The sequence below is a fragment of the Mesorhizobium neociceri genome (assembly GCF_013520985.1).
GTDB lineage: Bacteria > Pseudomonadota > Alphaproteobacteria > Rhizobiales > Rhizobiaceae > Mesorhizobium > Mesorhizobium neociceri.
The window spans coordinates 317,263-340,411 of sequence record NZ_JACDTY010000003.1; the positions used below are offsets into that span (position 1 = coordinate 317,263).

General features: G+C 63.6%; 14 protein-coding genes and 1 pseudogene. 6 read left to right on the forward strand and 9 right to left on the reverse strand.

What is annotated here, in order from left to right:
• Window positions 1-128 precede the first annotated feature (128 nt).
• Both H0241_RS09525 and H0241_RS09530 read left to right on the forward strand, forming a co-directional pair.
• Complete coding sequence (locus H0241_RS09525) at window positions 129-6,221, forward strand: kinesin (protein ID WP_181057165.1); 6,093 nt, start codon at window positions 129-131, stop codon at window positions 6,219-6,221.
• A 235-nt stretch (window positions 6,222-6,456) separates the two neighbouring features.
• Window positions 6,457-7,647, forward strand: coding sequence for an integrase core domain-containing protein (locus H0241_RS09530; protein WP_181057166.1), 1,191 nt, complete (start codon window positions 6,457-6,459; stop codon window positions 7,645-7,647).
• 220 nt (window positions 7,648-7,867) lie between these two features.
• Here the strand turns inward: H0241_RS09530 and H0241_RS09535 are convergent, their stop codons facing one another.
• From H0241_RS09535 to H0241_RS09550, 4 genes are read right to left on the reverse strand one after another with little or no spacing between them, the layout of a single operon-like run.
• Window positions 7,868-8,509 (reverse strand): ABC-type transport auxiliary lipoprotein family protein, encoded by a 642-nt coding sequence (locus tag H0241_RS09535; RefSeq protein WP_181057167.1) that lies wholly within the window; start codon window positions 8,507-8,509, stop codon window positions 7,868-7,870.
• A gap of 37 nt (window positions 8,510-8,546) precedes the next feature.
• A complete protein-coding gene (locus tag H0241_RS09540; RefSeq protein ID WP_181057168.1) occupies window positions 8,547-9,920 on the reverse strand; it encodes an MlaD family protein in 1,374 nt (457 codons plus the stop codon).
• A 14-nt stretch (window positions 9,921-9,934) separates the two neighbouring features.
• Window positions 9,935-10,750 carry an ABC transporter ATP-binding protein gene (locus H0241_RS09545; RefSeq protein WP_181057284.1) on the reverse strand — a complete coding sequence of 272 codons (816 nt, stop codon included), beginning with the start codon at window positions 10,748-10,750 and terminating at the stop codon, window positions 9,935-9,937.
• A gap of 4 nt (window positions 10,751-10,754) precedes the next feature.
• On the reverse strand, window positions 10,755-11,945 hold the full coding sequence (locus H0241_RS09550; RefSeq protein ID WP_181057169.1) for an MlaE family ABC transporter permease: 1,191 nt from the start codon (window positions 11,943-11,945) through the stop codon (window positions 10,755-10,757).
• A gap of 77 nt (window positions 11,946-12,022) precedes the next feature.
• On the opposite strand from H0241_RS09550, the pseudogene dgcA reads away from it, so the two are divergent.
• Window positions 12,023-13,005: pseudogene (gene dgcA, locus H0241_RS09555) on the forward strand (N-acetyl-D-Glu racemase DgcA).
• Here the strand turns inward: dgcA and H0241_RS09560 are convergent.
• Together H0241_RS09560 and H0241_RS09565 are read right to left on the reverse strand one after the other, a co-directional pair.
• Window positions 12,976-14,190, reverse strand: a complete 1,215-nt coding sequence (locus tag H0241_RS09560) for an MFS transporter (RefSeq protein ID WP_181057170.1) — start codon at window positions 14,188-14,190, stop codon at window positions 12,976-12,978. The pseudogene dgcA and the gene H0241_RS09560 overlap by 30 nt on opposite strands.
• A 103-nt stretch (window positions 14,191-14,293) precedes the next feature.
• Window positions 14,294-15,109: a UDP-2,3-diacylglucosamine diphosphatase gene (locus H0241_RS09565; RefSeq protein ID WP_407941731.1), complete on the reverse strand. Its 816-nt coding sequence runs from the start codon at window positions 15,107-15,109 to the stop codon at window positions 14,294-14,296.
• A 119-nt stretch (window positions 15,110-15,228) separates the two neighbouring features.
• On the opposite strand from H0241_RS09565, the gene H0241_RS09570 reads away from it, so the two are divergent.
• Together H0241_RS09570 and H0241_RS09575 are read left to right on the forward strand one after the other, a co-directional pair.
• On the forward strand, window positions 15,229-16,008 hold the full coding sequence (locus H0241_RS09570; protein ID WP_181057171.1) for an SDR family oxidoreductase: 780 nt from the start codon (window positions 15,229-15,231) through the stop codon (window positions 16,006-16,008).
• 177 nt (window positions 16,009-16,185) lie between these two features.
• Complete coding sequence (locus H0241_RS09575; protein ID WP_181057172.1) at window positions 16,186-18,510, forward strand: NADP-dependent malic enzyme; 2,325 nt, start codon at window positions 16,186-16,188, stop codon at window positions 18,508-18,510.
• A gap of 5 nt (window positions 18,511-18,515) precedes the next feature.
• Here H0241_RS09575 and H0241_RS09580 read toward each other — a convergent pair whose 3' ends face one another.
• On the reverse strand, window positions 18,516-19,136 hold the full coding sequence (locus tag H0241_RS09580; protein WP_181057173.1) for a DUF1287 domain-containing protein: 621 nt from the start codon (window positions 19,134-19,136) through the stop codon (window positions 18,516-18,518).
• 210 nt (window positions 19,137-19,346) lie between these two features.
• Between H0241_RS09580 and H0241_RS09585 the strand changes: the two genes are divergently transcribed.
• The gene (locus H0241_RS09585) at window positions 19,347-20,543 is read left to right on the forward strand and encodes a DUF2865 domain-containing protein (protein WP_181057174.1); all 1,197 of its coding nucleotides are present in this window, start codon (window positions 19,347-19,349) and stop codon (window positions 20,541-20,543) included.
• Here the strand turns inward: H0241_RS09585 and gltX are convergent.
• Both gltX and H0241_RS09595 read right to left on the reverse strand, forming a co-directional pair.
• The gene (gene gltX / locus H0241_RS09590) at window positions 20,461-21,834 is read right to left on the reverse strand and encodes a glutamate--tRNA ligase (RefSeq protein WP_181057175.1); all 1,374 of its coding nucleotides are present in this window, start codon (window positions 21,832-21,834) and stop codon (window positions 20,461-20,463) included. The genes H0241_RS09585 and gltX overlap by 83 nt on opposite strands.
• A gap of 169 nt (window positions 21,835-22,003) precedes the next feature.
• Complete coding sequence (locus tag H0241_RS09595) at window positions 22,004-22,534, reverse strand: dihydrofolate reductase family protein (RefSeq protein ID WP_181057176.1); 531 nt, start codon at window positions 22,532-22,534, stop codon at window positions 22,004-22,006.
• Window positions 22,535-23,149 lie beyond the last annotated feature (615 nt).

Here is a 23,149-nt window from a genome sequence, read left to right on the forward strand (position 1 = left end):
GTGTGTCATTACGATACGAGGGTCCATTTTCAGCCTCCTGCGTGGGATAAGACAAGCCAGAATCAGGCCAAAATCATTCAGGCCAAAATCATAAAGTCCCTCGGCAGCTAGTACAGGGTAGCGAAGGCATGGCGAAGAAACCAACGACGACCAGAACTCTCGACAGCGACGTAGCCAGGGAACTCGAAAAGGCACTAGACCTCGACCTTAGCGGAGACGGCAGCGGCGATCTCGATATTGCGGCGTCGATGGAAGACCTGGAAGCGCAGATATCGCAGGCCGCGGACGAACTGGCGCGCGAAGGCCGCACCCAGAAACCCGCCCCCACTCAAAGCGCACCCGTCCAACAAAATCAAAGCGCGACGCCGGCTGCCAAGCCTGCAGAGCTGCGCCCGGTTGAATCGCGCAACAGCTCGCAGCCGGCCGGTTTCAAGCCGGCAAACGACGACCGTCAGAAAGATTACAAGACGCTTCTGCACAGCCTCAATCGGCGTGCGTCGAGCACGATCTATTGGGTCGTGGCGTTCGTGTCGCTGGCCTGGATTGCCGGCGCCGGCGGCCTTGCCAATCTGCTGTTTGGCCCCAGCATCTGGAAAATCCGTACATTCGATCAACTCCTGGCCCGCCCCGAACTGATTGGCCTCGCAATCGCGGCAATCATACCGGTTGTCCTGTTTTGGGCCTTCGCGGCGATGATCCGCCGCGCGCAGGAAATGCGCATCGCCGCCCAGTCGATGACCGAAGTGGCTTTCCGCCTGGCGGAGCCGGAAAACCTCGCCCAGGATCGCGTCATGATGATCGGCCAGGCCGTTCGCCGCGAAGTGGCGGCGATGGGCGAAGGCATCGAGCGCACGCTGGCGCGCGCCGTCGAGCTCGAAACGCTGGTCCACAGCGAGGTCAACCAGATCGAACGCTCCTATTCGGAGAATGAATCCCGCATCCGCTCGCTGGTCGACGGGCTGGGCAGCGAACGCGAAGCCGTCGTCACCCATGCCGAGCGCGTGCGCGCCTCGATCACCGGCGCGCACGAGACGCTGAAGGACGAAATCGGCGCTGCCTCGGACATCATTCGCGACTCCATCCTCAACGCGTCGACCAAGCTGTCGATGACGATCACCAATTCCGGCGACACGCTCATCGACCGCATCAACGAAAGCTCGATGTCGATCTTTGATCAGGTGGAAGGCCGGCTCGATACGATCACCGACCGGCTGTCGACCTCGGGCGAAGCCTTCGCTTCGCTGCTCGACACCCGCATCGCCAAGCTGACGGACACTACGGACGGCCTGACCCGCTCGCTGACCGACCTGCTCGACGACCGCACCACCGGCATGGTGTCGCTGCTCGGGGGTGCCGCCCGAACCCTGAGCTCGGAATTTGAATCCAGCCTCAGCGGCATCGAGCGCACCTTGGCCGAACGCGGCCAGGCGCTGATCAGCGAATTCCAGACCCGCGCCGAAGCGCTCGACACCGGCACGCAAAAACTCAACGCAGCGCTCGAGGCGCGTGCCCGCCAGATCAACGAGACGCTGGTCGAGCGCGCCCGCGAGATCGCCCACACCTTCGCCGAAAGCAAGGATCATTTGTCGGCGATGATCGACCAGGGCAAGACCCAGATCGGCGCCGACATGGCCGACATCGTTTCGTCGACCTCGTCCATGCTCGAAGCCCGTGCCAGCGACTTCGCCGGTCGCATGGAAGCGGCCCGCCATGTCGTGTCGCGCTCCTTCGACACCGACATCCAGCGCCTTGCCGATGCCCGCGTCGGCATCGAGGAAGCCGTCGAAAACCACAGCCGCAAGTTGTCCGAAAGCCGCGAACGCATGGCGGCTGCCATGCAGGCGGATCTGGCGAAATTCGCCGAGGGCCGCGCCGGCATCGATGCCGCCGTGACCAACCAGGTGCAGAAGCTGGCGGAAGGCCGCAACCTGATTTCGCGCGCTTTGGAAGAGGATCTGCGCAAGGTCAATGAGTCGCGCGCCGCCATCGACGCGTCGGTCGGCAGCCATCTCGAGCGCCTCGAAGAGGGCCGCAACCGGCTCAACCTGGCTTTGCATGAAGACTCCGGAAAACTCGTGCAAGCCCGCACGATTATTGATGAAATGGTCGCCGGACATGTCGGCAAGCTGGCTGAAGGCCGCAACATTCTGTCGCGCGCGCTGGAGGCCGATCTCGGCAAGCTGGCCGACAGCCGCGTCAGCATTGACGGTCTGGTCGCCGGCCAGGTCGAAAAGATCGCCGAAGGCCGCGCCATCCTGACCAAGGCGCTCGAAAACGACATTATCGGCATCAAGGGCGTGATCGAAAACCACTCGGCGAAACTGGCCGAGGACCGAACCGAACTCAGCAAGGCGCTGGAGAACGACCTGTCCGGCATCAGGGGCCTGCTCTCCGACCATTCGAACCGGCTCGCCGACGATCGTGGCCTGTTGTCCCAAACGCTCGAGGCCGACCTTGCCAAGCTGGCGGAAAGCCGGTCGAGCATCGATGGACTTGTCGCCGGCCAGGTCGAGAAGCTGGCCGAGGGCCGCGATATCCTCAAGCGCGCGCTCGAAGCCGACATCAATACCATCAAGGGTGCCATCGTGGGTCATTCCGACCGAGTGGCGGAAGAGCGCAGCCAGCTTTCGAAGGCACTGGAAGCCGATCTGCAGAATGTGAACACCCTGATCGCCGACCACACGAGCCGGCTTGTCCAGGATCGTTCGACGCTATCCCAGGCGCTTCAGGATGATCTGCACAATGTGAACGGCATCATGGCCGATCATCAAAATAGGCTCGTCCAGGACCGTTCGGCGCTCTCAAAGGCACTGGAAGACGACATCGCCAAGCTGGCGGAGAGCCGCTCCAGCATCGATGGGCTGGTCGCCGGACAGGTCGAGAAGCTCGCCGAGGGCCGCGACATCCTCAAGCGGGCGCTCGAAGCCGATCTCAACACGATCAGGAGCGCCATTGTCGACCAGTCACAGAAGCTGACCGAAAACCGTGGAGAGTTCGCACGGGTGCTGGAAGCCGACTTGGAAAATGTCAACAGCCTGCTCCAGGGTCACAGCGACAAGCTCGTCCAGGATCGCGCGACGCTGTCGAAGGCTCTCGAGGATGACCTCGCCAAGCTGGCGGAGAGCCGCTCCAGCATCGACGGACTGGTCGCCGGCCAGGTCGAGAAGCTGGCCGAAGGCCGCGACATCCTCAAGCGCGCCCTGGAAGCCGACTTGCAGAAGCTGTCGGCAAGCCGCGGCGAGGTCGACGACATCATCGCCGGCCATGTCGGCAAGCTGGCCGAAGGCCGCAACATGCTGACCCAGGCGCTGGAAGGCGACCTGGCAAAGCTCGCCGACGCACGCAACGACGTCGACCGCTCGCTGTCGGGCCATATCGACCAGATCGCCGCCAGAAGCACCGATATCTCGGCGGCTATCGCAGCCGATGTCGAGAAGATCGAGCAGGCCTTCAGCAAGCAGACCGGCATCATCGAGGAGCGCGCCGGAACGATGGAGCGCGCGCTGTCGGTGGGGGTCGACAATGTCCGCAACGTGCTGGAAAAGAGCGCCGTCTTCGTTGCCGGCGCGCTGCGCGAGAAGGTGATGGAAGTCACCAGCGCCCTGCACGAACAGGCGGGTGCCGCCTTCAGCGATGCCGACCGCAAGATCGCCGAGCGCGCCGAGCAGACGTCGGCTGCGCTGCTGGCCCGGGCCGAAGACATTGCCCGCACCTTCGAGGACGCGGATCGTCGCCTGCACGCACGTGCCGAGGACACAACGAGCGCCTTGCTTGCCCGGGCCGAGGATACGACGAGCGCTCTGCTTGCCCGGCACGACGAGACGTCGAGCTCGCTGCTCGCCCGCGCCGAAGAGACGGCCGGACGGCTGGCTGCCCGCGCCGGCGAAATCGCCGGTACGTTCGACGCCGCCGACCAGAAGCTGGTTGCCCGTGCGGTCGAGACAGCGCAGTCGCTCGCCGATCGCGCCGGCGACATCCTGCGCAACTTCGAGGGTGCCGACCAGCGGCTGAGCATGCGCATCGGCGAATCCGCCGAAGCGCTTGCCGCCCGCGCCTCGGACCTCGGCCACATCTTCGACGCCGCCGACCAGCAGCTGATCTCGCGCATTGCCGAGGGTTCCGATGCGCTGTCGGCCCGCGCCACCGAGATCAGCCGCATCTTCGACGAAGCCGATCACCGCCTGGTGTCGCGCATCGCCGACTCCACCTCGACGATCGGCGAGCATGCCGACAACATTGTCGGCGCCTTCGCCAGCACCGAGCAGCGGGTTGCCGAACGTGCGCGCCAGACCGGCCAGGAACTCGCCGTCCACGCCCGCGAGATGGAGCAGGCTCTGGCCGGCGCCGACGAGCGGCTGGCCGCGAGCGTTGCTGCCGCAACCACCCGCGTAGAGGAACAGGTCGCGAGTGTCGAAAACCGCCTCGCCTATACCACCGAGACGATGGGTCAGAAGCTCAACGAGCAAGTGTCGAGTGCCGAGGCTCAACTGATCTCGCGCGCCAACACGATTGCGGAGACCTTCACCGCGGTTGGCCAGCACATCGGCCAGAGCACCAACGACGCAGCCAAGACCATCGGCACCAACACCCGCGAGCTCAACACGATGCTGGCGGCGCGTTCGGCCGAGATGTCGAAAATCCTCGACGAAACCGCGCGGCCGCTGGTCGAGCGCTTCGCCCAGGGCGGCTCGGAACTGCAAAAGAGCATGGAAGAGGTCACCGAACGCGCCACCGAGAAGCTGCGCAGCGAAAACGCCGCCCTCGTCAACGCGCTCGCCAGCCGCACGGCCGAAACGCTGTCGGCCGTCGAAGGCGCGCGCTCGTCGCTCGCCGACAGTGTCGCCGATCTCATCGGCCGCATGAGCGTCTCCAGCTCGCAGCTCGGTGAGCTGATCGAGCAGGCGGCGGTCAATCTCGGCCAGGTCGACGAACGTCTCAGCGGCAGCACGCAAAGCTTCGCGGCGACCACCGAAAAGGCGGCGCAGACCTTCGCCAGCTCGGCCCGCCTGGTCGATTCGAACACGACGCGGCTTACCGAACTGTCGTCTTCGACGCTGCGCGAGGTCGCCTCGATCGCCACCAAGTTCGACGAACACAGCCGTCTGCTGTCGTCGGCTTCCGACCTGCTGAGTTCGGCGCAGAGCAATCTCGAACACACGCTGGAGAGGCAGTCGTCGCTGGAAGATCTCGCCGTCGGCCTGGTCAAGAAGTCGGAAGACCTCGAGAAGGTGATGCGTTCGTTCGAGAGCCTTGTCGGCCAGACGATGCAGAATGCCGAAGGCAGGACGCTGGCATCCGCCGACAAGATCCGCATCGCCATTGCGGAAGTGGTCGATTCGGCAACCAACCGGTTCGCCGATGCGACCGAGGAGATGCGGCGCACCGCAAGCTCGATCAAGAGCGAGCTCGACCTCACACGCGCCGAGCTCAAGAAGGGCGTCATCGAGATGCCGGAAGAGGCCAAGGAATCGACTTCGGCGATCCGCCGTGCCGTTTCCGAGCAGATCAACGCGCTCAAGGAACTTTCGGATATCGTTGCGAAATCGGGCCGCGGTGGTGGCGACACTTCCGAGCCCCGTAATTTGCGCCCGGCTCCTCAGGCGCCGGTCCAGCGCCCGGCCGAGCCTGTACGCCGCCCGCCGACGGCGCCCCAGCCGGAGCGCCCGGCACCGCAGGCGCCGCTCGGCGGCCTGCGTGGCACGCTCGATATCGAACGGCCCGCCGAAGCACCGCGCCAGCGCGACGCCAATGCCCGCACGCCGCAAGGTGGCTGGGTGCGCGACCTCCTGACCGGGGCGTCGCGCGAGGAGGAAGTCGCCAGGCCGGCGGCGCCCGCGGAAGCAGCGCGCGCCACACCCGCCCAGCGTTCGCCTTTGCATGTCATGGAGTCGCTCAACTCGCTCTCCGTCGACATTGCGCGGGCGATCGACCATGACGCCTCGATCGAGCTGTGGAACCGCTACCGGCGCGGCGAACGTGACGTGTTCACGCGCCGCCTCTACACGCTGAAGGGCCAGCAGACCTTTGACGAAATCCGTCGCAAATATCAGGGAGAGGCGGAGTTCCGCGCTGCCGTCGACCGCTATTGCGACGATTTCGAGAAACTGCTCAAGGACGTCTCGCGCAACGACCGCGACAACATCATGGCGCAGACCTACCTGACGTCGGACACCGGCAAGGTCTACACCATGCTGGCCCATGCGAGCGGCCGTTTGCACTGACGGCGGCGGCTACGGAACAAAAAAGGCGGGCTTGGCCCGCCTTTTTTGTTCAGGCCAGGTTCGTGTCACTGCAGGAAAAGATCACAATCTGTCGACGCTGCCCCCTCATCCGCCTGCCGGCACCTTCTCCCCTATAGTGACGGGGAGAAGGTGGCTGTGTCCGACCCGGATAGATAGGTAACGGAATGGACCGATAGCATAGGTGACAGTTTTCTCCCTCGCCGGAGGACCGGCGATGGTTTGGCGAGAGACTGGCATCATGGACGAGCGGCTTCGGTTTGTTGTGGAGTGCCTTGCTGGGGATGAGACGATGACGGCGCTTTGTGCGGCCTACGGGATCTCACGCAAGAACGGCTATAAATGGCTAGGACGCTATCGGGCATTGGGTCCGGAAGGTTTGCACGATCTGCCGCGAGCACCGCTCAATCATGGCCGTGCGACAGCTCAGGATCTGGTTGAGCGGATCGTCGCGGCCAAGGAGACGCATCCGCTGTGGGGTCCCAAGAAGATCGTGGCACGGCTCAGGCGCACGGCTCCCGAGTTCATGTGGCCGTCGGCCTCGACGGTCGGTGCGATCCTTGCGCGGCATGGGCTTGTCAACGCCCGCAGGCGACCACGGCTGCGGGCCTGCGGCAATGGACCCTGGCCAAAGCCGCTGGAGCCGAACGCGGTGTGGACCGGCGATCACAAGGGCTGGTTCAGAACTGCTGACGGATGGCGTTGCGAGCCCTTGACGGTGATGGATGCATCAAGCCGCTACCTCCTGGCGCTCGAAGCGACGGGATCGACGGCGGATGCCGAGGCGTGGCCGGTGTTCGAACGGCTGTTTGAGGAGCGCGGCCTGCCGGATCGGTTCAGAAGCGACAACGGCCCACCCTTCGCATCGGCCGGCGTCACCGGGCTGACGCCGCTTGTCGTGCGCTTCATCAAGCTCGGCATCACGCTGGAGCGGATCGCACCTGGCAAGCCGCAGCAGAATGGACGCCACGAGCGCTTTCATCTGACCATGTTGCCAATGGCCGAGGCGCCGCAGGCCAACAGAGTGGCCCAAGGCCAGGCCTTCGAGGCCTTCCGGCACAGCTATAATGAGGAGCGGCCGCATGAGGCACTCGGCATGGATACGCCCGCCCAGCATTACCGCCCCTCGCAGCGCGCCATGCCAAGAACGCCACCAGAGCCCGATTATCCGGCCGAGGCTGCGGTCCGCCGCGTACGCCACAATGGCGAGATCCGGTGGAATGGCGGCTTCATCTATGTCTCGCAAGCATTGGCGGGCGAACCGGTCGCTGCCTCAGAGACCGAGGATGGACAATGGGCGCTCTCCTTCCATGCCCATCCACTCGGCATCATCGACACAAGGCGTATGAAGCTTGTCCGCCGCAGCGCCGCGCCAATCAAACCGCTTGGCGCTGCGACGGACGCATAGGGGGAGAAGTGTTACCTATGTATCCGGTTCAAAGTGTTACCCATCTATCGGCTGGACAGCTGGCCGCAACGCCGGCACTCTTCCTGCGACGCCGGTGATTGGCGAAGCAATCTGCGCAGGCCTCTTTCTCCCCGTCACTATACGGGGAGAAATGCCCGGCAGGGCAATGAGGGGCGGCGCGAACCGAAGATCTTAAGTCGATGCGTCGTCCGCTCGGCTATCAGATCACCGAGTCCGTCCAGCGCACGATATCCTTCGCCGCCTCACCGAAGGCGCTGTCGAGCGCGCTGACATAGGCCGGATTGCCGCTGCCCGAGACGGGAGCGGATGCGGTGAAGCTCTTCGACGCCCGCACCTCGCCGTTGCGGTCGTTCAGGATGCGTACGAAGAGATTGACCTCGGCGTGCTCGCCGCCGTTGACGCGGACTTCGAAGGAGCGGACCTCGACGATCACCTGATAGTCGATCGCCAGCCCCTCGCCCGGCTTGCCGACGCCGGCAAAGCTGCCTGAGCGCTGGAAGGTTTCGGCGAGCCTGGCCTGCACGATCAGCGGCAGCCGGTCGGCCCATTGCGCGCCCTTGAGATACTGGATCGAGCGGTCGGACGGCTTGATGACGATGTTCTGGCTGTCCAGCGCCTTGAGCGCGGAAGGCTGGGCGATCAGGATCTGGCGGCGGCTGTGGCCATGCGCGTCGATCGACGGAGCGGACAGCTCGAACGTATCGAGTGGCGCCGGTTTGCCTCCCAATGCCGCGCAACCGGCCAGCGTCAAGCCAAGCAAAACGACAGCAGATTTATACCCACCCAAGCTGAACGTCACGCGCGATCCCCGTTGTCCCCGGATCGTAAGACCAACCCGCATTCGCGGTTCAACTTCTTGCGGCGGGCGGCGGCCGAAGTCAACGCCGTGCCCTGCCGTCGAACTGCCGGACCTCGCCGTCGCCGCCCGACAAGATGCGCTGCGGGTTGCGGCTGAGATCGGTCACCGCCTCTTCGATGCGGCTGATCGAACGTCGGCTGTCTTGGACCAGCGCTTCGACATTCGACAGACCCTGGCCCGAGAAGCGCGCCAGATTGTCGGTGATGGTGCCAAGCCGCGCGTTCAGCGTGTCGGCGACCTGCTTGAACGATTTCAGCGTATCCCTGGCATCGGCCATGACGCCATCCGCCTGGCCCGATCCAAGCAGCGTGTCGACCCTTTTCAGAATGCCATCGACGCGCACCGAGGCATCGTTGAGGCGCTGCGCCAGCTGTTTGGCGTCCTTGATCGTCTCGTCGATATCGTCGGCCCGGTCGGCGAACTTGTCGGTCACCACGGCGATATCGGCGGCGGCCTTGTCGGCGTTTTCGCTCGCCTTTCTTATGTTGGCGAGCGCGGTGCGAACCTCGGCTGGATCGATGCCGTCGAGGACGCCGTCGACCTTGGCCAGCGTGCCTTGCGTTCGCGTGGCGAAATCATTGACCGACCCGACAGCCGTATCGACGTTCTTGATCACGCCGTCGAGCTGGCCGCTGGTCTCCTTCAGATTGGCGGTGACGGTGTTCACATTGGCGACGATGCTCTTGATCTGGTCCTTGTCGACGGCATTGAGCAGGCCTTCGGCGGCCTTCAGCGTGCCGTCAAGCTTGCCGGAAACACCCTTCAACTCGTCCGCCAGCGCACTGACACTGGACAGGAACTTGTCGATGCCGTCGGCATTCTTGGCCAGCGCATCGGAGAATGTCTGGGCGTTCTTGACCGTCTGGGTCAGCGGCCCGCGCACATCCTTGGTAAAGCCTTCGAGATCCGAAAGCACCTTGTCGGCGCGGGTGAAGATGTTCTGCGCGGTCTGCAGCAGATTGTTGACGGCAGAGGGGTTGGCGACGATCTCGGCAGTCCTGCCTTCCTTTTCCGCCTCTTCAAGCAGGTTCGGTTCCTTGGGATTGGCGCCCTTCAATTCGATGTTGACCTGGCCGGCAAGGCTGGCGATGCCGATATCGGCCTGCGTCGATTTGGTAAGCGGCGTCGTCTTGTCGATCTCGGTGGTGGCAATGGCGGCATTCGGATCATTGCGGTCGAAGTAGACGCGCTTGACCACACCGACCTTGACGCCGTTGAACAGCACCAGACTGCCGGGGCCGAGGCCTGAGGCCGAACCCTGAATGCGCACGCGCAGCTGCGCCGTCTCGCCGCGATCGCCGATCTGGGCGGTCCAATAGACGAACGCGAAGGCCGCCAGGATCGCAGCCAAGGTGAAAATGCCGACAATTACGTAGTTGGCTCTGGTTTCCATTGCCCCACTTATGGCTATGCGCGCGCGGCGAGATCAAGTTGCCGGGCGCGTTTTCCGCGGAAATAGGATTTTACCCACGGCTCCTCGCTCTTCAGCATGTCGTCGATCGTGCCTTCGACCAGGATTTTCTTGTTGCCGAGCACCGCCACCCGATCACAGGCGGTAAACAGCGTGTCGAGATCGTGCGTCACCATGTAGACTGTCAGGTCCATCGTATCGCGCAGCTTGACCACCAATTCGTCGAACTCGGACGCGCTGATCGGATCAAGGCCGGATGTCGGCTCATCGAGGAAGACAATGTCGGGGTCGAGCGCCAGCGCCCGCGCCAGCGCAGCGCGCTTGATCATGCCGCCCGACAGCTCCGAGGGAAATTTTTGCGCCGCGTCCGGCGGCAGGCCGACCAGCTCGATCTTGAGCAAGGCCAGCTCATCCATCAGCTTCCTCGGCAAATCGAGATATTCACGCATCGGTACCTGCACGTTTTCCTGCACGGTGAGCGCCGAAAACAGCGCGCCATGCTGGAAAAGCACGCCAAGGCGCATGTCGACGCGCAACCGTTCGATATCGCTCGCCTTGTCGACATCGACGCCGAACAGCTTGATCGTGCCGGACTGCTTGTGAAGCAGGCCGAGAATAGTGCGTAGCAGCACCGATTTGCCGGCGCCCGAGGCGCCGACGAAACCGAGGATTTCGCCGCGCTTGATGTCGAGCGCCAGTTTGTCGAGGATCAGCTTGTCGTCCAGCGAGACAGTAACGTCGCGCACGGAGAGCACGATATCGCTTTCGTCCGTTCCCTGCTCCGCCTTGATCCCGCTTGAGCTCTTACCCATCATGTCAGAACTCGATCGAGGCGTAGAAGATTGCGAACAGGCCGTCGAGGATGATGACGACGAAGATCGACTTCACCACCGAGGCGGTGACGTGCAGGCCCAGCGATTCGGCGCTGCCGCCGACTTTCATGCCTTCAACGGAAGCAATGGTGCCGATGATCATGGCCATGAACGGTGCCTTGATCAGGCCGGCGAAGATGGTGCTGATATCGATCGCGCCGCGAAGCCTGTCGATGAAAGCGGAGGGCGAAATTCCGGAGTAAAGCCAGGCAGCGACGATGCCGCCGCCGAGAGCGGCAAAATTGGCAATAATGGTGAGACAGGGCAGCGCTATCACCAGCGCCACCAGGCGCGGAAACACCAGCACGCCGATCGGGTTGAGGCCGATGACCTTCAGCGCGTCGACCTCCTCGCGCATCTTCATCGAGCCGATTTCGGCGGTGATGGCGCTGCCGGAGCGGCCGGCGATCATGATCGCCGTCATCAGCACGCCAAGCTCGCGCAGGATCAGCACGCCGACCAGGTCGACGACGAAGATGTTGGCGCCGAAATAGTTGAGCTGGTAGGCGCCCTGCTGCGCGACGATGGCGCCGACGATGGCCGACATCAGCACCACCACGGGGATGGCGCCGACACCCATGCGATCGATCTGGTTGAAGATCGCAGCCGGGTTGATGGCATGGCCGCGGCCGAGCTTCATCTGCGCGCCGCCGATGGTGGCGCCGAGGATGTTCATCGAAGACAGGAAGTCGTCGCGCATCTCGTAGACGCGCCGGCCAATGGCCTCCAGCGCGCGAAGGACGATGTTGGGTGGTCCCGCGCGACCCGATTCGGGTTCGCGCCGGACGGCGTCACCGACAGCGCCAAGCAGGATCGAGGCGATCTCGCTTTGCCCCTGCATCTCGACCGCAACCCCCTTCTTTTCGAAGGCGCAGACCAGACGATCGATCAGCCATGCGCCGGCGGTATCCATCTTCTCGATGTGGGAAAGATCGAGCGCCAAAGTCTTGACGTTGTTGCGTTTCTCGATCTTGCGCATCTCGGCGTCGACAAGCGCCACGGTGCGTGTCGTCCAGGTTCCCGAAAAAGCGCAGCCGAGAACGCCGTTCTCCTCGCCGACAGCAATGCGCGGGTGGCCGTTCGGCTCCTTTGCGGCCGGGCCGCCGCTTGCGTCGCGTTTACCAATGGTCAACATGGCGTCCTGTTTAGCCTGACGGGTTCGACCTGTCGATTTGCCGACAATGCGTTGTCGCACAGCCGGAGCAGAAAAATATGGCGCGTGTCATTTCGGTCGAGGCCGAGCGTTTTCCCATTGCCGGCACCTTCACCATATCACGCGGCTCGAAGACCGAGGCCGAAGTGATCGTCTGCACGATCCGCGACGGCGATCATCGCGGGCGCGGCGAATGCGTTCCATACAAGCGCTATGGCGAAACCATGAACGGCGTGCGCGAGGCAATCGAGGCGATGCGCGACAGGATCGCCGGCGGCATCGGCCGTACCGAATTGCTGGATGCATGCCGGCGGGAGCCGCCCGCAACGCCATCGACTGCGCGCTGTGGGATCTGGAGGCGAAGATAAGCGGCAAAGCGGTGGCGGATGCCATCCACGCCGTGCCCTTGTCGGCGCTGGAGACGGCCTACACGCTGTCGCTGGGCGAGCCGGAGGCGATGGCGGCGCAAGCCCGCGCCAATGCCAGGCGGCCACTGCTCAAGGTCAAGATCGGCGGCGACAACGATTTAGCCCGCATCCGCGCCGTGACCGAAGCGGCGCCCGACAGCCGCATCATCCTCGACGCCAATGAAGGCTGGACCGATGCCAACATCGTCGAGAACCTCGCTTTTGCGGCCGAGCACGGCATCGCGTTGATCGAACAGCCGCTTGCCGCCGGCCGTGATGCGATCCTGCGCCACATCGCGCATCCGATACCGATCTGCGCCGATGAAAGCGTGCACGAGGCGAAGGACCTCGAAGCGCTCGTCGGCCTCTATGACGCCGTCAACATCAAGCTCGATAAATCCGGCGGCCTGACGGCTGCGCTGACCCTTCGTGACCGCGCCCGCGAACTGGGTTTTGACGTGATGGTCGGCTGCATGGTCGGCACGTCGCTGGCGATGGCGCCGGCGGTGCTGCTCGCGCAAGGCGCCGAGTTCGTCGACCTCGACGGTCCGCTGCTTCTGGCGCATGACCGCCAGCCCGGCCTCGTCTACGAGGGATCGCTGGTCTCACCGCCTGACAGGATGCTGTGGGGCTGAGCGCGCGGCAAGTCCGATCAGCGCCAGGCCTATGATCGCGATCGGGATCATCGCCAGGAAGCCGTCGACGCCGTAGCGCTCGTAAAGCGGGCCGGATGCCAGCGTCACCGCCGCCATGAAGAAGCCGTTGAAGAAATAGGCAATGCCTTGCGCGGCGCCCGTGCGTTCCTCCGACACAGTCTCGCCGATCATCTTCTGCAGGCCGATCAGCACCATCGCCACCGACACCGAATGCAAGGTCTGGACGCCGAAGAAGCCGATAACGCCAAGCCCGAGCGGCCAGATCAGCGGAAAGGCGATCCAGCGCACGATGGAGCCGATGCCGGCGATCAGCATCACCTTGACGACCGAAACGGAGGCGAAAATGCGGTTGAAAAACAAAAACATGCAGACTTCAGCTACCACGCCCCAGGCCCATAGCAGGCCGATGACGGAGCCGCTGATGCCGATCGACTTCCAGTAGATCGACACAAAGCCGTAGAGAAAGGCATGGCTGGCGGTGATGATGCCGACCCCGAGGGTGAAATAGAGGAAGTACGGATTGAGCAGGCCGGGCGCCGAATGCTGGATGTCGGTGGCCGACAGCGGTGAGGCCCGGCGCGGGCGGCCGAGCCGGGGCGCCAGCAGCCCGGCGACGAGTGCGGCCGCAAGCGACACGAAGATGATCACCGGCACGGCCTGCACACTTGTCCAGTACAGGATGAAGCCGCCCGCGGCATTGGCGCAGAGATAGGAGATCGAGCCCCATTTACGCATCGCGGTGTAATTGGATCCGAAGCGGCGCACGCCCGAAAGCGCCAGCGAATCGGCGATCGGCGAATGCGGTGTCCACACCACCGTCAACGCCAGCGATACGGCTAGCACCATGGCGTAGGTGGGCTTAAGGAAATAGCCGGCGGAAAGCACCATGGTCGCGGCCACCAGCGCGATATAGACATCGGCCCTGTCCTTGGCGCGGTCGGCAAGCGCGGTGAGCAGCGGCGTCGTCACCACGCGCAAAAACATTGGCGCAGCCAGGATGATGGCGATCTGCTCGGCATGAAAGCCCTGGGCCTGCAGCCAGAGCGGGAAATAGGGCAGATGCGTTCCCAGCGACACGAAGAGTGTCGCGAAGATCAGGCTCATGCGCAGCTCAAAATAGCGCGGCTTGACGAGTTGTTCAGGCGAGAGCGGCGGCAGCGACATGAATCGATCCAATTACGCTGCACAAGGGGCTGCAACGCTGATCGATCCCTTAACATGGGGCAAAGCGAGTCGAAACTGCCTGGACTAATCGATTAACAGGGGATCACGCCGCTTCGACGACCCTGTCCTCGATCAGCATCGGGATGAAGGGTTCGTCCGGCGCTTCGGGCAGGATTTTCGCCCAGTGGATGATCTCCATCCGGCCGTCGAAATGCTCGACCACCGCCGTGCAGCTCTCCACCCAGTCGCCGGTGTTGATGTATTGCACATCCTCGTAAGTCTCGATCGCGGCGTGGTGGATATGGCCGCAGATGACACCGTCGACATGCGAGCGGCGCGCCTCCTCGGTCAGCACGGTCTGGAACGAGCCGATGAAGTTGACCGCCTTCTTGACCTTGACCTTGGCCCAGGACGAGAACGACCAGTAAGGGAGGCCCAGCAGATGGCGGAGCTTCGTCACCACGCGGTTGACCATCATGGCCGCGTCATAGGCGTAGTCGCCGAGATAGGCCAGCCAGCGCTGATTGTGGACGACGGTGTCGAACTGGTCGCCATGGATGACCAGCAGACGCCTGCCGTCGGCGGTCTCATGGATGGCGCGGTCGGCAACGACGATGCCGCCGAAATGCACGCCCTGGAACTGGCGCGCGAACTCGTCGTGATTGCCGGCGATGTAGGTGATCGAGGTGCCCTTGCGCGCCTTGCGCAGCAGTTTCTGGACGACGTCATTGTGGCTCTGCGGCCAATGCCAGCTGCGCCGCAGACGCCAGCCATCGACGATATCGCCGACGAGATAAATGATATCGGCGTCGTGATACCGCAGGAAATCGATCAGGAACTCGGCCTTGGCCGCCTTCGATCCGAGATGCAGATCGGATATGAACATGCTGCGGAAAGTGCGGGTTTCTGTGTCGGACATCAGATCGTCACCGTTGCTTTCGCGCAGGCTATGCCCCGATTCATGCAACAACCGTATGACGGTTGCGATTGTGCCAGCCAAAGGGCTAGCTTGCCCGCCGTCAACTGGAGGATTTCACCATGGATCTCGGCATTCGCGGCAAAAAAGCCATTGTGTGCGCTTCGAGCAAGGGCCTTGGGCGTGGCTGCGCCATGGCGCTGGCCGAGGCGGGCTGCGACCTTGTCGTCAACGGGCGCAACGCCGAACAACTGGCCAGGACCGCGGCCGAGCTGCGCGAAAGATTCGGGGTCAAGGTGACGGAGATCGTCGGCGACGTGTCGAAGCCGGAGGTGCAGAAGGCGCTGCTTGCCGCCTGCCCCGATCCCGACATCCTGGTCAACAACAATGGCGGTCCGCCGCGTCGCGATTTCCGCGCCCTCGACCGCGAGAAGATCCTAGAAGGCGTCACCCAGAACATGGTGACGCCGGTCGAACTGGTCCAGGCAGTCATCGACGGAATGGCCGCGCGTGGCTTCGGCCGCATCGTCAACATCACCTCGCTGTCGGTCTATGTTCCGATCCCCGGCCTTGATCTGTCGTCCGGCGCGCGCGCCGGTCTGACCTCGTTCCTTGCCGGCGTGGCGAGGACGGTGGTCGACCGCAACGTGACGATCAACAATTTGCTGCCGGGCAAGCACGACACTGACCGGCTGCGTGACCCGAAAGAGGCCGGCACCGTCGAGGATCCGGCTGCCGCTGCCGCGCGAAAGGCCAGCACCAGCGCCGACGTTCCGGCCAAGCGGCTCGGCACGCCGGAAGAGTTCGGCCAGATCTGCGCCTTCCTGTGCTCGGTCCATGCCGGCTATCTCACAGGCCAGAACATCCCCGTCGATGGCGGCCTCTATGTCAGCGCCTTTTGATCGACGCGCCTGCGAAGCAGCAGGAGTCGTTCGCGATGAAATCGGCATAAGTATCTGATGCAAGACGACTTTTGACGCGCCGCAGCAGAAAGCTGACGACGCGTCATTTAGCGTCGCGACAAACCTTGGCCGCATGCTAAAAGGACTCTGAAATAGCAGTTTCGAGGGAGCGGCCGCATGGAAGGCGAGAACAAGAAAACGGCGCGTTCGGACCTCGACGAAGCCGCCCTCTACTTCCACAAGCACCCACGACCGGGAAAGCTCGAGATCCAGGCAACCAAGCCGCTCGGCAACCAGCGCGACCTGGCGCTGGCCTATTCGCCGGGTGTCGCCGCCCCTTGCCTTGAAATCCGCGACAATCCGGCGACCGCCGCGGACTATACGGCGCGCGCCAATCTGGTCGGCGTCGTCTCCAACGGCTCGGCCGTGCTCGGTCTCGGCAATATCGGCCCGCTCGCCTCCAAGCCTGTGATGGAAGGCAAGGCGGTGCTGTTCAAGAAATTCGCCGGCATCGACGTCTTCGACATCGAGATCGACGCGCCTGGGATCGAGCGCATGGTCGAGACGATCTCGGCGCTGGAGCCGACCTTCGGCGGCATCAATCTCGAGGACATCAAGGCGCCCGAATGCTTCGAGGTCGAGGCGCAGCTGAAGGCCCGCATGGGTATTCCCGTCTTTCACGACGACCAGCACGGCACCGCCATCATCGTCGCCGCCGCCGTGCTCAACGGGCTGGAATTCGCCGGCAAGACCATTGCGGACATCAAGATCGTCACCTCGGGCGCAGGTGCCGCCGCCCTCGCCTGCCTCAATCTGCTGGTCTCGCTCGGCGCCAAGGTCGAAAACATCTGGGTCACCGACCGCTTCGGCGTCGCCTACAAGGGCCGCACCGACGAGATGGATCGCTGGAAAGACCCCTATGTGAAGGATACCGAGGCGCGCACGCTGGCTGATGTAATCCCGGGCGCTGACGTCTTCCTCGGCCTCTCGGCCGCCGGCGTGCTGAAGCCGGAACTGCTGCAGCATATGGCGCCGAAGCCGCTGATCCTGGCGCTGGCCAACCCCAATCCGGAGATCATGCCGGAAGCCGCACGGGCGGCACGGCCGGACGCGATGATCTGCACCGGCCGTTCCGATTTTCCCAATCAGGTCAACAACGTACTGTGCTTCCCTTACATCTTTCGCGGCGCACTGGACTGCGGTGCCAGCGCTATCAACGAGGAGATGAAGATGGCTGCGGTCAGGGCGATTGCGGCCCTTGCTCGCGAAGAGCCTTCGGACGTCGCCGCGCGCGCCTATTCCGGCGAGACGCCGATATTCGGGCCCGATTTCCTGATCCCCTCGCCCTTCGACCCGCGCCTGATCCTGCGCATTGCGCCGGCGGTGGCCAAGGCCGCTTGCGACACCGGCGTCGCGACCCGGCCGATCACCGACTTCGCTGCCTATATCGACCAGCTCAACCGCTTCGTCTTCCGCTCCGGCCTGGTGATGAAGCCGGTGTTTTCCTCTGCCAAGGCGTCGACCGCCAAGCGCGTCATCTATGCCGACGGCGAGGACGAACGCGTGCTGCGCGCAGCCCAGGTGGTGCTCGAGGAAGGCATCGCCGAACCGATCCTGATCGGCCGCCCGCATGTCATCGAGGTCAGGTTGAAGCGCTACGGCCTGCGCATCAAGCCGGGCGTCGATTTCGGCCTGATCAACCCTGAGGACGATCCGCGCTACCGCCACTATGTCGACCTGTTGATCGAGCTCGCCGGCCGCCGCGGTGTGACGACGGAGGCCGCGCGCACCATGGTGCGCACCGACAATACGGTGATTGCGGCACTGGCGCTGAAGCGCGGCGACGCCGACGCCATGGTCTGCGGCCTCGAAGGCCGTTTCGAGCGGCATCTGCGCAATGTGACCCTGGTCATCGGCGCTCGCCCGGGCGTCAAGGACCGCGATCTGTCGACGCTGTCGATGCTGATCTCGCAGCGCGGCATCATCTTCCTCACCGACACCCATGTCTCGGTCGATCCGACGGCGGAGGAAATCGCCGAAATGACCATTCTCGCGGCGGAGGAAATCCAGCGCTTCGGCATCGAGCCCAAGGCTGCCCTTCTGTCGCATTCGGATTTCGGCTCGCGCGATTCCCCCAGCGCCCTGAAGATGCGGCAGGCGGCGGCGATCCTGGCGCGCGTTGCGCCCGACCTGCAATGCGACGGCGAGATGCATGCCGACACGGCCTTGTCGGAGCATCTGCGCCAGCGCGTCTATCCACATTCGCGGTTGAATGGCGAAGCCAATCTGCTGGTGTTCCCGAACCTCGACTCCGCCAACATCACACTCAGCGCGCTGAGGACGATGATGGACGCGCTGCATGTCGGCCCGATCCTGCTCGGCACTGACAAGCCGGCGCATATCTTGACGCCCTCGGTGACGTCGCGCGGCGTCGTCAACATGACGGCTCTGGCGGTGGTCGAGGCGGCGCACAAGGCGCAGGCGGTGGTTGATTTCGGCTGAGTTTCTCAGGCAGGCGCGAAGCGGTAATGGCCGGTCTGCCTGAAGGCGAACAGCGTGTCCTCTTGCCGGGCGCCGGCCCCGATATTGTGGATGACCAGCGGCCTTTCCGGCACGTCCGCCGAGCGTTCGGATGAGATGATGACGATGTGCGGCAGGTTGCCGGGCAGCATCTGGGTGACGAGATCGCCCGGCTGAAAGTCGGCGAGGTTCTCGCTTACGGCCAAGGAAACACCCTTGCGCCCGAAAAAGGCGGCAAGGTTGCCGACCCGTCGGTGGTCGATGTTGCGGTCGGTCGCTTTCAGACCCCAGGTCTTGGGATAGGCGGCGAAATTGGCCGCCATATCCTCATGCACCAGCTTCTGCAGATCGAGATTGAAGGCGCGGCGATAGGCGCGCACGATGACATCCGTGCACACGCCCCGGTCCGGAGCGACATCGCCGCCGGGATAGCCGAGGCGGACATAGGTGGGGTCGTAGAGGGTGGTGACGCCGATCTGCTCACGCGCGGCTTCGACCAGTTTGCTGCGCCAGTCCGGCTCGGCTGGCCTTTCCTGCGCCAAGGCCGCGGGCGCCGCCAGGCATAACAGACCGAGCTGCAGTGCGGCTCGACGGCTAATCGTGGTCATGCCAGGTCCCCGAGCATTGCTGGATCGAGAGATAATTCCCGAGCGATTGCGCCTTTTTCATGCAGCGTTGAGATCGCCCAGCCGCCACCTTATCCGAACACCTCTTGCACCGCGTCTATGGGCTAAGACCATCTTTGGTTGTAGATTGAGGGAACGGTTAACCGCGAATCCGGTAGCATCGCGACAGGCAGGCAAGCGGGGTCTCTAGCAATGGCGGGCGGAAGGTGGAGGCTGACGCATTTGGCTGCGCTGCTCGGCGCGCTTGTGCTTTCGGCCGTCGCTACCACCGAACCGCAAGCCGCTTCGCGCTTCTGCCGGCAGCTGGAAGCCGAGCTTGCTTCTTCATCCAATGGCGGCGGCCAGTCCGGCATGGTGCGGAAATATGACAAGGCCATCGCCCGCCAGCTCGAACAGCTATCAAAGGTGCGCGGTCGTGCGAGCGATGCGAATTGCGGGTTTTCGCTGTTTTCGCGCAACGTCAGCCAATGTGCCGCGCTGAACAGCAGCATCGATCGCATGAACGCCAATCTCGATGCTCTGCAAGCCAAACGTGCCCAGCTTGCCGGCGGCGGCTCGCGGCGCGACCGTGGCCGCATCCTGGCGGCGCTCGATGCCAATGGCTGCCGGGACGAGCCCGCGCCAACCCGTGAGCCTGTTCAGGAAGCCAGCCGCGACCCCGACGACGGCAATCTGTTCGACCAGCTTTTCGGCGGCAACCGGCAGATCGACACGCTCGATCAGCCCGACGATCCCGGCGAGGAGCGCAATGTGCGCCGCGTGCTCAACCAGCCTGGCGTGCCGGATTTCCCGACGGTCGGCGGCGAGTTCCACACGAGTTGTGTGCGCACCTGCGACGGCTATTTCTTCCCGATGTCGAATTCGGCCTCGCTCGGCGATTTCGAGCGTGACCAGAAGAACTGTGAATCGAGCTGCCCCGGCACCGAGATGCAGGTGTTCTATTCGCGCGGCATGGACGACGATTCGGCCAACATGACCTCATCAGTGACCGGCAGGCCCTACAGCGAGTTGCCGACCGCCTATCTCTACAAACAACCCAACATGTCGCGGCCGCTGGCCTGCGGCTGCAACGCGCAGGCCGGAAATTTCGAGATCATCGGCGGCAACCCGCCACCGCCCGAACAATCGCAGCCCGATACCGACACGACACCGTTCGTCCCCGTGCCGGTCGCCAAGCCCGATCCGGGCGCCGATCCGGAGACGCTGGCCAACATGCAAGGCGGGCTCGACAGCGCCGCCATCAAGCGCCTTGCCGTCAAGCCGGTGGTATCGCCGGTGTCGCTGATCCCGCCCGACCAGCGCAAGGTCAGGGTCGTCGGGCCAGCGTTCCTTCCCGACCCAGCAGCGGCAATAGATCTGCAAGCTCCGGCCCGGAAGCAAGTCCGGTAAGCGCCAGCCTCAGCGGCATGAACAGCGCCTTGCCCTTGCGGCCGCTGGCTTCCCTGATCCTGGCCGTCCAGTCCTTCCAGACGGTGCCGGTCCATGGCTCTTCCGGCAACAGGTCGAAGGCCTGCTGCAGGAAGTCGCGGTCTTCGTCGGAAAATTCCGGCGCCGGCTGCGGGCCGTCGGCAAGGATACGCCACCAGGCAACCGCGTCGCTCAGCCGGTCGATATTGCCGCGCACCGCCAGCCAGAACGGCTCGGCCTTGTCGCCGGAGATGCCGAGCACGATCAGCCGGTCCTGCGCCTCGGCAAACGGCATATGGTGCATGAGCGCGCGGTTGAGCACGAACAGCTCGTCCGGGTCGAATTTGGCCGCCGATTTCGATGTGGCGGCAGGATCGAAGCGCTCGGCCAGTGCCGGCATGTCATGCATGGCCGCGACATTTTCCGAGGTGCCGACAAGCACGGCGAGCGAAGCGACCGCCATCGGTTCGATGCCATCCTCGCGCAGGCTCGCTATGGACAGCGCGCCGCTACGCTTCGACAGCCCTTCGCCCGAGGCCGTGGTCAAAAGATTGTGGTGGCCGAAGACCGGCGGCTCAGCGCCCAGCGCCTTGAACAGCGCGATCTGCACGCCGGTGTTGGTGACGTGGTCGTCGCCGCGAATGACGTGGCTGACGCCCATCTCGATGTCGTCCACCACCGACGGCAGCGTGTAGAGATAGGTGCCGTCCTCGCGCCGCAGCACGGGATCGGACAGCGAGGCGAGATCGACAGTCTCCTCGCCGCGCACCAGGTCGTTCCAGTGCACTTCGGTGCGCTCCGGCTGCAGCGGATCGCTGCTGAAGTTGGGCAGCAGAAAGCGCCAGTGCGGCCGGCGGCCGTCGGATCGGTACTCGGCGACCTGTTGCTGCGAAAGCGTCAGCGCCTCGCGGCCATAGACCGGCGGTAGGCCGCGCGTGCGGCGCACCTTGCGGCGCAAATCGAGCTCTTCAGGGGTTTCGTAGCAGGGATAGAGCACGCCTGCCGCCTGCAGCCGTTCAACCACCTCGTCGTAAGCCTCGAAGCGCCGCGACTGGTATTCGGTGGCGTCGGGAAAAATCCCCAGCCAGTGCAGGTCGTAGAGGATGGCGTCGGAGAATTCCTGCTTCGAGCGGGCAATGTCGGTGTCGTCGAAGCGCTGGATGAAGCGACCCTTGTTGTTCATGGCAAACAGCCAGTTGAACAAGGCGGTGCGCGCATTGCCGATATGAATGCGGCCGGTTGGTGAGGGGGCAAAACGGACGGTAACTGTCATGGGCGGGGCGTAACGGATGCTCTTAGAATTGACAAGACGCGCCCCCGCGCGACGCCAAAGACATAATGCACGCCAGCTAAAATGAAAAGGCCGCAAAAGGACGGCCGACAGCCCGTTCACCTGCCCCGACTGATCGCGCCGGCGCGAACAGTCCGACGGGGTTGCGTGATTAAGCAGGAACGTACGTCAACCTGACTGTATCCTCGCCAATTCGATCGCTGGCCAAAAGGCGAAGCGGTGGCCGCGGGCCGGCGAAGAATGGCTTGCCGCGGCCAAGCACGACGGGGTGGAGGTAGAGCCGATACTCATCGATAAGACCGAAGTCGGTCAGGCTTCGGGCCAAGTCTGGTCCGGAAATCGCAATCTCTCCAACCAGCTGAGCCTTCAGCCCGCGGATCGTCCCCTCGATGTCATCTCTGACAAGCGTGGCGTTCGGTCCGACTGACTTCAACGAGCGTGACACGACCCACTTTGGTTGGTTGCGCCACGCCTCGGCGAACTCACGTTGCTCTTCGCTCCACTCAGGAAGGTCATCGTCCCAATATCGCATGACCTCATACATGCGGCGGCCGTACACACTGCCCGTCAGGCTGCGCACGTGCTCTATCCAGTGATGAAAGATTGCGACGGCGGACGGGATTTCCAGGTGGTCGACGTAGCCGTCCAGGGACTGGTTCATTCCAAAGACGAGCTTGGCCATGCTGCAAAGTCTCCATCCCCCGGGGTCAGCGTCTATCCGCCAGCATTCACCCCTCGCCGCGACGCCAACCCAAGTGCATCCGTCTGCCGCTGCGTCAAGTTTTTTTCAAAAAGATCCGGAATCGGGTTACGCAGGCACGCCGGCGATACTGCGATGCCTCATCGGGTTGGCGCACGAGCGCGGAATTGGCCTGCCGGGCCCGCAAGCCGCGCGAAAGCCGGCTTCGGAATCGGGTCCAAGCGAATTCGGCGCAGACCGTTTTCTGTCCCCGTTATCCACATATGTGACACACAAGATGTTGGGGTCACAAAAGCTACGCAAACGAATCCTTGACGACGCAAACCGAGTCGCCTTTTATGTGCCATGTGCTCTTGTTGAGGGCGCGACCGGAGAGTTCAGAGCCCGGTCTTTTTTCCCGGATTTTGTGCGTTTTTGCCCAGATTTCCGCCTGTTTACGAGGCTGGCGGAAGCGTTGGGATCGTGGGGCTTGGGGTGACGAAAGGGAGAATTGTCGGACTGGAAAAAATCATCTGTTAACACTATATTTAGTGTTTGCAGGCAGTCTCGACGCTAGATAGTGTGAACCTCCCTCGAACGAGGGAATCGATCAAAGTT

Bases quoted from the DNA above. Each gene is read 5' to 3' on its own strand.
- H0241_RS09580 (WP_181057173.1), bottom strand. From the start codon at position 19,136: ATGACCACGATTAGCCGTCGAGCCGCACTGCAGCTCGGTCTGTTATGC.
- H0241_RS09550 (WP_181057169.1), bottom strand. From the start codon at position 11,945: ATGTTGACCATTGGTAAACGCGACGCAAGCGGCGGCCCGGCCGCAAAG.
- gltX (WP_181057175.1), bottom strand. From the start codon at position 21,834: ATGACAGTTACCGTCCGTTTTGCCCCCTCACCAACCGGCCGCATTCAT.
- H0241_RS09595 (WP_181057176.1), bottom strand. From the start codon at position 22,534: ATGGCCAAGCTCGTCTTTGGAATGAACCAGTCCCTGGACGGCTACGTC.
- H0241_RS09560 (WP_181057170.1), bottom strand. From the start codon at position 14,190: ATGTCGCTGCCGCCGCTCTCGCCTGAACAACTCGTCAAGCCGCGCTAT.
- H0241_RS09575 (WP_181057172.1), top strand. From the start codon at position 16,186: ATGGAAGGCGAGAACAAGAAAACGGCGCGTTCGGACCTCGACGAAGCC.
- H0241_RS09545 (WP_181057284.1), bottom strand. From the start codon at position 10,750: ATGGGTAAGAGCTCAAGCGGGATCAAGGCGGAGCAGGGAACGGACGAA.
- H0241_RS09585 (WP_181057174.1), top strand. From the start codon at position 19,347: ATGGCGGGCGGAAGGTGGAGGCTGACGCATTTGGCTGCGCTGCTCGGC.
- H0241_RS09565 (WP_407941731.1), bottom strand. From the start codon at position 15,109: ATGTCCGACACAGAAACCCGCACTTTCCGCAGCATGTTCATATCCGAT.
- H0241_RS09530 (WP_181057166.1), top strand. From the start codon at position 6,457: ATGGTTTGGCGAGAGACTGGCATCATGGACGAGCGGCTTCGGTTTGTT.
- H0241_RS09525 (WP_181057165.1), top strand. From the start codon at position 129: ATGGCGAAGAAACCAACGACGACCAGAACTCTCGACAGCGACGTAGCC.
- H0241_RS09540 (WP_181057168.1), bottom strand. From the start codon at position 9,920: ATGGAAACCAGAGCCAACTACGTAATTGTCGGCATTTTCACCTTGGCT.
- H0241_RS09570 (WP_181057171.1), top strand. From the start codon at position 15,229: ATGGATCTCGGCATTCGCGGCAAAAAAGCCATTGTGTGCGCTTCGAGC.
- H0241_RS09535 (WP_181057167.1), bottom strand. From the start codon at position 8,509: ATGCGGGTTGGTCTTACGATCCGGGGACAACGGGGATCGCGCGTGACG.